Origin of the sequence: Pseudomonas fluorescens (assembly GCF_005938625.1) — a bacterium.
Taxonomy (GTDB): Bacteria; Pseudomonadota; Gammaproteobacteria; order Pseudomonadales; family Pseudomonadaceae; genus Aquipseudomonas; species Aquipseudomonas fluorescens_BD.
In genome coordinates, this window is the sequence record NZ_VCNJ01000044.1 from 45,033 (window position 1) to 57,277 (window position 12,245).

Below are 12,245 nucleotides of genomic sequence, written 5' to 3' on the forward strand. Positions count from 1 at the left end.
GTACAGTCGATATCTTCCTTGACTGTTCGGGCCCCTTCGCGAGCAAGCTCGCTCCCACAGGGGATGGGTGTCAGGTCTAGCTCATCTGCTCGACGCGATCGCGCCCGCGCTGCTTTGCCATATACACACCCGAATCCGCTCTGAGCAACAGCGCATCCGCGCCCTCCCCCGGTCGCCAACTGGCGATACCGAAACTCGCCGTGACCACGCCGACCACATCCACCGGCGCACTGCGCAAACCCTGCCACAACTCAACCGCCAGCGTGTGCGCATGCTCACCGTCGATGTCCGGGCACAGCACCATGAATTCCTCGCCACCCAAGCGACAGAACACATCGGTGCGCCGCAAACGATGGCCAATGCGCTCGCACACCGCTTGCAGCACCCGGTCACCGACGGCGTGGCCATACTGATCGTTGATGCGTTTGAAGTGGTCGATATCGAGCATGATCACCGACAGCTCGCCGCCACCGCGCTCGACCCGGGCCATTTCCGTGGTCAGGCGTTCCTGAAAATAGCGACGATTATGAATGCCGGTCAGCGAATCGGTCACCGACAGCGCACGCAGTTCTTCTTCCACGCGCTTGAGGTCGGAAATGTCCGAAATATAGCCATGCCAGAGCACGCCGCCGCCCGGCAGCTCTTCCGGAGTCGCCTCGCCGCGCACCCAGCGCAGACCGCGCTCAGGCAGTTGCACGCGATACTCCTCGCGCCACGGGCTGAGGCTATCTGCCGAGGCGCGAATGGAAGAGCGCACACGAGTAACGTCCTGTGGATGAATGCGCGTGAAGATCGCTTCGGCGTTGAACAGCAGCACGTCCGGCTCCAGCTCGTAGATCTCGCGGATGCCGTCGCTGGCGTAGATCACACTGAAGCGCCCGTCGAATTCCATCTTGAATTGATAGATGCCGCCGGGTACGTGCGCGCTGAGTTTCTTTAGCAGCACGTCCCGCGCCGCCAGCACTTCGTGCACGCGCTTGCGCTCGGTGATGTCGATGCAGATCGCCAGGTGCCCGACCCACAACCCCTGCTCATCCAGCACCGGCGTGGCGAGCATGTTCACCGGCAGATGACTGCCATCGCTGCGCACCAGCGTCCATTCGCGGGCCTCGTGGCCACCGACTTCGCCGCCCTCGACCAGCATCGCGTGGCAGGTCGGGATGCTTTTGCCGTAGCGCGCACTCAATTCGGCAGCACGGGCCGTCAGCTCGCGGGGCAGGTGCAGGTTTTCCAGAGTCATGTGGCCGACGACATCGGCGCTGCTGTAACCGAGCATTTGTTCGGCGCCGGGGTTGAACGTGTTGATCACCCCGCGCAGATCGGTGGCGATGATTGCCACCTGCGTCGCCGCATTCAGCACACCGCGCAACTGACCGTGGGTGCCGCGCAACTCCTGTTCGCTGGCGTGCAGTTCCTGCGTGCGCAGTTCGACCATGCGCAAGGCGCGCTGACGTTGACTGACCAACACGTAGAGCAAGGCGCTGAGCAGCAAACTGAGCAAGCTGCCCAGAATAATCACACTGCCGACCGACGAATGATTGGCCTGAACGAACGTCTCACTCGGCAGGATATCGATCTGATAATCGTGATCGGCCATGCGCACCAGGCGCGTGGCGGTCAGGTCGCTCGGTGCCGCCTCGTTGGTCGACTCGAACAACACTTCATGCTGATCATTGGTCGACATGTCGAGAATGCGCACTGACAGATAGTCATGGAAGGCATCCGGCAAACCGTCGGCCAGCAACTGGCGCATGCTGATCACCGCCATCACGTAGCCAAACGATTGGCGCTCGCCTTTGCGGCTCACTGGCGCGACGAGCAGCACACCGCGCGCATAAGACGGTTCGATGCTGACCAGGTGCATCGGTTGCGACACCGCCAGCCCGCCGAGCTTGTCGGCGCGTTGCAGGGTGTCGCGACGCAGCGGTTGCGCGAGCAAGTCATAACCCAACGGTGAGCCGAGCCGACTTTGCGTCTGGCTGTAGAGCACCGGCACGTAGGCATCGCGCACGCCAGCCAGTTGCAGCTCGCCCTGTGCATTCAATTCACGCACGGTAAAGTTGCTCAGGCCTTCGTCACGCACCCGCTGCTCGAATGCAGCTCGCCCGGCACCGCTGACCTTGAGGGCAAACGAATAGGCCTGGGTACGCATCAATAAGGGTTGGGTATAACCGTCGAATTCGGCGCGGGACACCGATTCAGAGTTGGCGAAGAAGCGGCGCAGGCCGTCGAGGCGTTGCTCCTGATCCTGAAAGCGTTCTTCGATGCGACTGTAACGTTCGTTGGCCAGCAGTTGAAAACGCTGACGGGTTTGTTGCTGAAACTGATTGAGGGTGGCCCAGGCGAGCAGCCCCGTGAGAATCCCGCCGGCGAGCAATACCAGCAGCGCGACCAGCCAGGCCGAGACGTCTTCGCTGATGAAACCCAGAATCTTTGGGCGCACGGGGTGCAACGACATAAAGACAACTCACACTACGCCAGCATTTACGGGAAAACCCCATTGACCGTGTGTGAGTTATAGCTATTAGCCACTAATTTAGCTAGCGCGGGCAGATCCACGGAGCCTTTAAAAATCAAGGCTCTGTGGATCCAATATCGCAAAGCGTCAACGAGCCGTTATTTTCCAGGCGCGGTGGATCTTGGTGTTGCGGGCAAAATCCGGATCAATGGTCTGTGCGCTGATTTCCTCGACCGCGTAACGCTCGGTGAGGTTCTCTTCCAACTGGAACTTGCGGAAGTTGTTGGAGAAATACAGCACACCGCCCGGCGCCAGACGCGCCATGGCCAGGTCAATCAACTGCACCTGATCACGTTGCACGTCGAAGATGCCTTCCATGCGCTTGGAGTTGGAGAACGTCGGCGGATCGATGAAGATCAGGTCGTACTCGTCACGGCTGCTTTCCAGCCACGCCATCACATCGCCCTGCTCCAAACGGTTCTTGTCCGAGTAGCCGTTCAGCGACAGGTTGCGGCGTGCCCAGTCGAGGTAGGTTTTCGACAGGTCAACGCTGGTGGTGCTGCGCGCGCCGCCCTTGGCCGCGTGCACGCTGGCGGTCGCGGTGTAGCAGAACAGATTGAGGAAACGCTTGCCGGCGGCCTCCTTCTGAATACGCATACGCATCGGACGGTGGTCGAGGAACAGACCGGTGTCGAGGTAGTCGGTGAGGTTGACCAGCAGCTTCACGCCGCCCTCGCTGACTTCATTGAACTTGCCCTGCGCCGCCTGACGCTCGTACTGCTTGGTGCCGCTCTGGCGCTCGCGGCGTTTGACCACCACACGGCTCTTGTCGACGTTCAGCGCCTGCGGAATGGCCGCCAGGGCATCGAACATGCGCGCCGAGGCTTTTTCCGGGTCAATGGACTTCGGCGCGGCGTATTCCTGAACGTGCACCCAATCGTGGTACAGGTCGATGGCCATCGCATACTCAGGCATGTCAGCGTCGTAGACGCGGTAGCAATCGATGCCTTCGCGCTTGACCCACTTGCCCATCGCCTTGAGGTTCTTTTGCAGACGGTTGGCAAACATCTGCCCGCCTTCGCTCAAGCGCGGCTGTTCGATCACTGGCGCCGGGGCCGGCGTCGGCTTGATCGGGTTGCCGTTCTTGTTGAACTTGCGCTCTTGCGGCTCGTCCGGGGTCTGATCGTATGCCGCTTGCTCGCGCTCGGCCTGACGCTGCTCCGGGGTACGACGCTCGCCGGTGACGAACTGATCCGGCAGCACTTTGATCAACAGCAGTTTGCACGGCAACGCGCCGTTCCAGAACGAATACTGTTTGTGGCTGCGGATGCCCATGCGCTTGCCCAGATCCGGCGCGCCGGTGAACACCGCCGCTTCCCAGTTCAGGCAGGCCTGACGCAGACGCTCGCCGAGGTTCTGGTAGAGATAGAGCAGGCTGGCTTCGTCACCGAGACGCTCACCGTACGGCGGGTTGCAGATGACCAGACCTTTCTGGTTCTGGTCCGGGCGCGGCTCGAAGGTCGCGACTTCGCCCTGGTAGATCTTGATCCACTCGCTCAGACCAGCACGTTCAACGTTGTTGCGGCCCGGTTGAATCAAACGAGGGTCAGCTTCGTAACCGCGAATCCACAGCGGTGGCTTGGCCAGACCGGCAGCGGCACGTTCAACGGCTTCTTCGTGAAGTTTTTTCCACAACGCCGGAACGTGACCGAGCCACGCGGTAAAGCCCCACTGCTCACGACGCAGGTTCGGCGCCATGTCGGCGGCAATCATGCCGGCTTCGACGAGGAACGTACCAACACCGCACATCGGGTCAGCCAGCGCGCCGCCTTCGGCAGCAATGCGCGGCCAGCCGGAACGGATCAGGATCGCCGCCGCGAGGTTTTCCTTCAGCGGCGCGGCGCCCTGCTGCAAGCGATAGCCGCGCTGGTGCAGGCTGTGCCCGGAGAGGTCGAGGGAGAGAATCGCTTCGCCGCGATCCAGACGCAGGTGAATGCGCAGGTCCGGGTTGAGCTTGTCGATCGACGGACGGTCGCCTTGCGGGGTGCGCAGTTTGTCGACGATGGCGTCTTTGACTTTCAAGGCGCCGAAGTGGGTGTTGTCGATGCCGGAACCGTGGCCGCTGAATTCAACGGCCAGGGTGCCATCGCTGAGCATGTGATCCTGCCACTCGATGTCGAGCACGCCGTGATAAAGGTCTTCAGCGTCTTTCATCGGGAAACGCTTGAGCACCAAAAGCACCCGGTTGGCCAGACGCGACCAGAGGCACAGGCGATAAGCGGTTTCCATGGACGCCATGCCACGCACGGCGGAAGTGTGCTCGCGCGCTTCTTCAAGGCCAAGCCCGACGGCTTCCTCGATGAGCAGGCCTTCAAGGCCTTTAGGGCAAGTGAGGAAGAGTTCGAAACGGTCGGACATGGTATTTCCAGAGCCTTTGGCTAGTGAATCGGCAACGCATTGCCGATCCGGTTTTCAATCAGGCGCTTTTCTAAAAGAACGCCCGCGTGGCACGAAGGTGTGCCGTTCCATCCCCGCTGCTCGGGTTAAAAGAGCTTAGATGCCGGGACAGATAAAAAAGTTGATGAAACAAAAAGTCTTAAAGCGACCCTTCGTCGCTTTATACCCCAGCGCAAACGTGGGTCATTCTCACTAAAGAATTAACCCCATCATCCAGCGCGGGGCCGATCATACCGGGGTTTGCTGAAAAACCGTGCATGAAACCCGTCGTTACTTATGGCTGTAGCACTAATTTCGTTACGTCCTTATGACAAAACGATCATTCCCTCGGTGTGACTCATTGGTTAGAACTGAACGCAGGTTGACGTCGCAACGGCGTCAACACCTTGGCTCGCCACGCCGGCAGCGAGCCGCACCATGGCAGGTTTCTTCTGCCAGACCTCAGTTGAGGTCAACGCGACACAAAACAGTCAACAAGTGAGGGAAACACCCTATGAGAAGACTTAAGCGTGATCCGTTGGAAAGAGCATTTTTGCGCGGATATCAATATGGCGTTGGTGGCAAATCCCGTGAGCTTTGCCCATTTACTCTACCGTCGGTACGCCAAGCTTGGATTAACGGCTGGCGAGAAGGACGCGGCGACAACTGGGACGGTATGACCGGCACTGCGGGAATCCACAGACTCAACGAACTTCACGCCGTCGGCTGACACAGGGCATTAATTCCGACACGACAATCTGAATTTGTAACGACTTACCATGCACGTCCTTCCCGGACGGCGGGCTGCGGCCCAGGGGCTCCTTCGAGGAGCCCTTTTTATTGCATGGATTTTTGTGCCGAGCGCATAACCTGTAGGAGTGAGCCTGCTCGCGATAGCGGTCTGTCAGTCGCTGATGAAGTGACCGAAAGAAAGCTATCGCGAGCAGGCTCACTCCTACAAGGGAACAGTGGTGTCTATGGATCAGCGCAGGGCGGCGATCGCGTCTACCGACTCACGGATCAGCGCCGGGCCTTTATAGATGAAGCCGGAGTAGATCTGCACCAGGCTCGCACCCGCCGTGATCTTCTCGGCCGCATGCTTGCCTTCAGTAATCCCGCCAGCAGCAATGATCGGCAAACGCCCAGCCAATTCACCGGCCAGCACCTTCACAGTATTGGTGCTCTTCTCACGCACCGGAGCACCGGACAAACCGCCCGCCTCGTCGCCATGTTCCATGCCTTCAACACCAACCCGGCTGAGGGTGGTATTGGTCGCAATCACCGCGTCCATGCCGGTTTCGATCAACGCCTGAGCCACCTGCGCGGTTTCTTCATCGGTCATGTCCGGCGCGATCTTGATTGCCAGCGGCACATGCTTGCCATGACGCAAGGCCAGTTCTGCGCGGCGCGTGGCCAGATCGGCGAGCAATTGCTTGAGCGAGTCGCCGAACTGCAGGCTGCGCAGGCCCGGGGTGTTCGGCGAGCTGACGTTGACCGTCACGTAGCTGGCGTGGGCGTAGACCTTGTCCAGGCAGATCAGGTAATCATCGACCGCGCGCTCAACCGGCGTATCGAAGTTCTTGCCGATGTTGATGCCCAGCACGCCTTTGTATTTCGCTGCGGCCACCCGTGCCAGCAGGTTATCGACACCGAGGTTGTTGAACCCCATGCGGTTGATGATCGCCTCGGCTTCCGGCAGACGAAAGATCCGTGGTTTCGGGTTGCCAGGCTGTGGACGCGGGGTCACGGTGCCGATTTCGACAAAACCGAAACCCAACTGCGCGAAGCCATCGATGGCTGCGCCGTTCTTGTCCAGACCGGCCGCCAAACCCACCGGGTTGGGGAATTCCAGGCCCATGACGGTCACCGGGACTTTTGCCGGCGCCTTGCACAGCAAGCCGTTGAGGCCCAAACGCCCACCCGCGCCGATCAGATCCAGCGACAGATCGTGGGAGGTTTCCGGGGAAAGTTTGAACAACAGCTGACGGGCCAGGGTGTACATGGGCGGCGATGACTCGGGCGGCGAAAAGAGGCGGCGATTATAGCCGGGCATCGACCTGCGGCGCGAGGCACATGCGCAAATCGAGGTGGCTGGCATATGCCTTGCACTTTCATCGCTATCAGCCTGCAGGCCAATGGCGGCGTGTGGGTAAGGACAATGGCGTCGTCCCGGGTTTTGCCTGCGCAAAGTCCGCGACGACGTTTTTTTTCGAGGTAGCGTTGGATGAATGAATCTTCAGCAGGGCCGCTGGCTTGGGTCAACGGTAGCGATGCCCCGGAAAAAAGTGCAATCAACCTCGGCTTCATGGCCCTGAGCGATTGCGCCTCGGTCGTCGTCGCGGCGACACAGGGCTTCGCCCAGCCTTATGGGCTGACTCTGAACCTCAAGCGCCAGAGTTCCTGGGCCAGTTTGCGCGACAAACTGGTCAGCGGCGAACTGGATGCCGCGCACAGTCTGTATGGCCTGATCTACGCTGTGCACCTGGGTATCGGCGGTGTCGCCCCGACCGACATGGCCGTGTTGATGGGCCTGAACCAGAACGGCCAGAGTCTCAACCTCTCCCACGATCTGCAAAGCCTCGGTGTGACCAGTCCTGAAGCGCTGGACCGCCACGCGCACCAAAGCCGCGCAAAACTCACCTTCGCGCAGACATTTCCCACCGGCACCCACGCGATGTGGCTCTATTACTGGCTGGCGAGTCAGGGCATTCATCCATTGCAGGATGTCGACAGCGTGGTGGTGCCGCCGCCGCAAATGGTCGCGCACCTGCAAGCCGGGCGCATCGACGGCTTTTGTGTCGGTGAGCCTTGGGCCGCCAGCGCGGTGCAGCAGGATCTCGGTTTCACCCTGGCGACCAGCCAGACCATCTGGCCCGATCACCCGGAAAAAGTCCTTGGCTGCACTCGCGAATTTGTCGAGCAATACCCGAACACCGCTCGGGCGCTGGTGATGGCGATCCTTGAAGCCAGCCGTTTTATCGAAGAAAGCCCGGAAAATCGGCGCAGCACCGCGCAGTTGCTCAGCGCGCCGGAATATCTGGACGCGCCGCTTTCGTGTATCGAACCGCGTTTTCTCGGTGATTATGCCGATGGCCTCGGCAATCGCTGGCAGGATCCGCACGCCTTGCGCTTTCACGGCAACGGCGAGGTGAATCTGCCGTATCTGTCGGACGGCATGTGGTTCATGACCCAGTTCCGTCGCTGGGGCTTGCTGCGTGAGGATCCGGACTATCTCGCTGTCGCACTTCAGGTCCAGCAACTGGATATCTACCGCGATGCAGCGACGGCTGTCGGCGTGGCGGCGTGGGGCACCGACATGCGCAGCAGCCAGTTGCTCGACGGCAAGGTCTGGGACGGCAGCGACCCGGCCGCTTACGCGCGCAGTTTCAAGCTGCATGCGTTGAACGACGACGTCGCCCTTCTCGCCCGCCGCTGACAGGAGACCGCGAACATGTTGCGCATTCTGCTGATCAACGACACGGCGAAAAAAGTCGGGCGCCTGAAAGCGGCGCTGACCGAAGCCGGTTTCGAAGTCATCGACGAGTCCGGTCTGACCATTGACCTGCCCGCGCGCGTCGAAACGGTGCGCCCGGACGTGATTCTGATCGATACCGAGTCACCGAGCCGCGATGTCATGGAGCAAGTCGTGCTGGTCAGCCGCGACCAGCCACGGCCAATCGTGATGTTTACCGATGAGCATGACCCTGGCGTGATGCGCCAGGCGATCAAGTCCGGGGTCAGCGCCTACATCGTCGAAGGCATTCACGCCCAGCGTTTGCAGCCGATTCTCGATGTGGCGATGGCCCGGTTCGAGAGTGATCAGGCGTTGCGTGCGCAGTTGCAGGCGCGTGATCAGCAATTGGCTGAGCGCAAGCGCATTGAGCTGGCCAAGGGGTTATTGATGAAGATGAAGGACTGCAATGAGGAAGAGGCTTACACCTTGATGCGACGCCAGGCGATGAGCCGGCAGCAGAAGCTGATTCAGGTGGCGGAGCAGATCATTGCCATGAGTGAGTTGCTTGGCTGAAAAGTACTGACCGCTTGAAAAGCCCCTCACCCTAGCCCTCTCCCTCTGGGAGAGGGCTAGGGTGAGGGGCTTTTGATTTTCCGGCTGTTGGCACAAATCTCGCTATGTAAACGCACAGGTAACCAACGGCGGTTGCCCCACCCACGACAAAGACGTCGCTCACCCGTTCGCCCAACCGGCGCATCAGGTAGCGACGTTTTTGCGTTTTGGCCCCACAGCTCGGGGCCGGTGGTGCGGCCGTGGCGGCGCCCCACCTGCTGTTGCATGACTCCTTTCGAGACTCTTTTCAGCTGAGGTGCGCGATGAATTCAAGCTTCTGGAAATCCGGCCACACCCCGACCCTGTTCGCGGCCTTCCTCTATTTCGACCTGAGCTTCATGGTCTGGTACCTGCTCGGCCCGCTGGCGGTGCAGATTGCTGCTGATTTGCAACTGACCACGCAACAACGCGGCCTCGTCGTCGCCACGCCGATCCTCGCCGGTGCGGTGCTGCGCTTCGGGATGGGCATGCTCGCTGATCGACTGTCGCCGAAAACCGCCGGGCTGATCGGCCAGGTCATCGTGATCTGCGCATTGTTCGGCGCCTGGAAACTCGGCATCCACAGTTATGAACAAGCGCTGATACTCGGCTTGTTCCTCGGCATGGCCGGCGCCTCGTTTGCCGTCGCCCTGCCCTTGGCCTCGCAATGGTATCCGCCGCAGCATCAAGGCAAAGCCATGGGCATTGCTGGCGCGGGCAACTCCGGCACCGTGTTCGCCGCGCTGCTCGCACCGGTACTCGCCGCCGCTTACGGCTGGAGCAATGTCTTCGGCTTCGCCCTGATCCCGCTGATCCTGACCCTGGTGCTGTTCGCCTGGCTGGCAAAAAATGCGCCTGAGCGGCCGAAAGCCAAAGCCATGGCTGACTACTTCAAAGCCCTGGGCGACCGCGACAGTTGGTGGTTCATGTTTTTCTACAGCGTGACCTTCGGTGGCTTCATCGGCCTGGCCAGCGCCCTGCCCGGCTATTTCAACGATCAGTACGGTTTGAGCCCGGTGACCGCTGGTTACTACACCGCCGCCTGTGTGTTCGGCGGCAGTTTGATGCGACCGCTGGGTGGCGCGCTGGCTGATCGCTTTGGCGGTATCCGCACGCTGCTGGCGATGTACACCGTCGCGGCCGTCTGCATCGCCGCGGTCGGTTTCAATCTGCCAAGCTCCTACGCCGCGCTGGCACTTTTCGTCTGCACCATGCTCGGTTTGGGGGCAGGCAACGGTGCGGTTTTCCAACTGGTGCCGCAACGTTTTCGTCTGGAGATCGGCGTGATGACCGGGCTGATCGGCATGGCCGGCGGCATCGGCGGTTTTGCCTTGGCGGCCGGCATGGGCGCGATCAAACAAAGCACCGGCAGCTATCAACTGGCGTTGTGGTTGTTTGCCAGCCTTGGCGTGCTGGCATGGTTTGGCCTGCACGGCGTCAAGCGTCGCTGGAGAACCACTTGGGGTTCGGCGGCAGTGACGGCGGCGCGGGTCTGAATCATCGATGGCCCTGCAACTGAGTTTTGCCGAAGCCAGCGCCACCGGCCCGCGCGCAGAGAATCAGGACGCTTTGCGCCTGGTCACCCCCGCGCCGGCGCTGGCGGCGAGCAAAGGTTATCTGTTCGCCATCGCCGACGGCGTCAGCCAATGCGCCGATGGCGGACTGGCTGCGCGTTCGACCTTGCAGGCCCTGGCGCTCGACTACTACGCCACGCCGGAAACCTGGAGCGTGGCGCAGGCGCTGGATCGCCTGCTGCTCGCGCAAAACCGCTGGTTGCAGGCAAACGGTGGTGGGCAACCATTGCTCACCACGGTCAGCGCCTTGGTCATGCGTGGTCGGCGTTTTACCCTCGCCCACGTCGGCGATTGCCGGGTGTATCGCTGGCACGGCGATAATTTGCAGCGAGTTTCTGAAGATCATGTCTGGGATCAACCGGGCATGCAGCATGTGCTCAAACGCGCGCTGGGGCTGGATCAGCATCTGGTGCTGGACTTCCTTGATGGTGAACTGCGCGACGGCGAGTGCTTTGTTTTGCTCAGCGACGGAGTCTGGTCAACGCTGGGCGATACCGCGATTGCGGCGATTCTGCGTGATCAGCCGGATCTGCACAGCGCCGCGCAAACTCTGGTCAATGCCGCGCATCTGGCGGGGAGTCAGGACAATGCCAGTGCATTGCTGGTGCGCGTTGATGCGCTGGGTGAAGCGAATATCGGCGATGCATTGATTCATTTGCAGCAATGGCCATTGCCACCGCCGCTGAAACCCGGTCAGTCATTCGAGGGCTGGCAGGTCCAGGGGATTGTCGCTCAGAGTCAGCAATCGCTGCTGTATCGGGTTGTCGATGGACAAGGCCAAACGTGGTTGCTGAAAACCCTGCCGTCGCGCAGCGCCGATGATCCTCACGCCGGGCAGGCGCTGCTGTCCGAGGAGTGGTTCCTCAAACGCGTAGCCGGCCGGCATTTTCCTGAGGTCCATGCGTGTAATCAGCGTCAGCATTTGTACTACGTGATGCGGGAATATTCGGGGACGACACTGGCGCAGCTGTTTCAGCAGTCCGGTCCATTGCCGCTGGCGCAATGGCAGGACATCGCCGAGCGCCTGTTGCGCGCGGTCGGGCTGTTGCATCGGCGGCAGATTCTGCACCGCGACATCAAACCGGAAAATCTGCACGTGGGCGACGACGGCGAACTGCGCCTGCTGGATTTTGGTCTGGCGTATTGCCCGGGCTTGTCCGAAGACGCGCCGTCGACGTTGCCCGGAACCCCAAGTTACATCGCCCCGGAAGCGTTTCGTGGCGATCCGCCGAGTGTGCAGCAGGATTTGTATGCGGTCGGTGTGACCCTGTATTTCCTGCTCACCGGGCATTTCCCCTATGGCGAGATCGAAGCGTTTCAGCGACCGCGCTTTGGTCTGCCGGTAAGTGCCAGCCGTTATCGGCCGGACCTGCCGGAATGGCTGGCGCAGAGTCTGGAGCGCGGCGTTGCGGCTGATCCGCAGTTGCGCTTTGAAACGGCTGAGGAGTGGTTGCTGGTGCTGGAACAGGGCGAGCGGCGGAGTTTGAGTGTGCGGCCCAGACCTTTATTGGAGCGTGAGCCGTTGAAGGTCTGGCGGACGATGGCGTTGGTGGCGTTGCTGGGAAATCTGGTGCTGCTGGTTTTGTTGTTTCACAGTTGAACCGCGTCGCGCCATTCGCGAGCAAGCTCGCTCCCACAGGGGATTCGTGTCGTTCGCTAACCCCCTGTGGGAGCGAGCTTGCTCGCGAAGGCGCCCGCCTGATCACCACAAACCTTCCTGTTTGAACGCTCC

The 12,245-nt window shown here is 60.9% G+C and carries 8 protein-coding genes; 5 read left to right on the plus strand and 3 right to left on the minus strand.

The window, feature by feature from the left end; all coding sequences use genetic code 11:
* Window positions 1–76 precede the first annotated feature (76 nt).
* Together FGA82_RS24410 and rlmKL are read right to left on the minus strand one after the other, a co-directional pair.
* Window positions 77–2,458, minus strand: coding sequence for a sensor domain-containing diguanylate cyclase (locus FGA82_RS24410; protein WP_141129050.1), 2,382 nt, complete (start codon window positions 2,456–2,458; stop codon window positions 77–79).
* Between the two features lie 147 nt (window positions 2,459–2,605).
* The gene (gene rlmKL, locus FGA82_RS24415; RefSeq protein WP_141129051.1) at window positions 2,606–4,876 is read right to left on the minus strand and encodes a bifunctional 23S rRNA (guanine(2069)-N(7))-methyltransferase RlmK/23S rRNA (guanine(2445)-N(2))-methyltransferase RlmL; all 2,271 of its coding nucleotides are present in this window, start codon (window positions 4,874–4,876) and stop codon (window positions 2,606–2,608) included.
* A gap of 532 nt (window positions 4,877–5,408) precedes the next feature.
* On the opposite strand from rlmKL, the gene rmf reads away from it, so the two are divergent.
* Window positions 5,409–5,624, plus strand: a complete 216-nt coding sequence (rmf, locus tag FGA82_RS24420; protein ID WP_003223300.1) for a ribosome modulation factor — start codon at window positions 5,409–5,411, stop codon at window positions 5,622–5,624.
* A gap of 252 nt (window positions 5,625–5,876) precedes the next feature.
* Here the strand turns inward: rmf and FGA82_RS24425 are convergent, their stop codons facing one another.
* Window positions 5,877–6,896 carry a quinone-dependent dihydroorotate dehydrogenase gene (locus FGA82_RS24425; protein ID WP_141129052.1) on the minus strand — a complete coding sequence of 340 codons (1,020 nt, stop codon included), beginning with the start codon at window positions 6,894–6,896 and terminating at the stop codon, window positions 5,877–5,879.
* A gap of 222 nt (window positions 6,897–7,118) precedes the next feature.
* Here FGA82_RS24425 and FGA82_RS24430 point away from each other — a divergent pair, with 222 nt between their 5' ends.
* From FGA82_RS24430 to FGA82_RS24445, 4 genes are all read left to right on the plus strand, one after another.
* Window positions 7,119–8,330 carry a CmpA/NrtA family ABC transporter substrate-binding protein gene (locus FGA82_RS24430; protein ID WP_141129053.1) on the plus strand — a complete coding sequence of 404 codons (1,212 nt, stop codon included), beginning with the start codon at window positions 7,119–7,121 and terminating at the stop codon, window positions 8,328–8,330.
* A gap of 15 nt (window positions 8,331–8,345) precedes the next feature.
* Window positions 8,346–8,921 (plus strand): ANTAR domain-containing response regulator, encoded by a 576-nt coding sequence (locus FGA82_RS24435; RefSeq protein ID WP_007916390.1) that lies wholly within the window; start codon window positions 8,346–8,348, stop codon window positions 8,919–8,921.
* Between the two features lie 302 nt (window positions 8,922–9,223).
* On the plus strand, window positions 9,224–10,435 hold the full coding sequence (locus FGA82_RS24440) for a nitrate/nitrite transporter (RefSeq protein WP_141129054.1): 1,212 nt from the start codon (window positions 9,224–9,226) through the stop codon (window positions 10,433–10,435).
* Window positions 10,436–10,442: 7 nt separating this feature from the next.
* A complete protein-coding gene (locus FGA82_RS24445; RefSeq protein WP_141129055.1) occupies window positions 10,443–12,113 on the plus strand; it encodes a bifunctional protein-serine/threonine kinase/phosphatase in 1,671 nt (556 codons plus the stop codon).
* The last annotated feature ends 132 nt before the right edge of the window (window positions 12,114–12,245 follow it).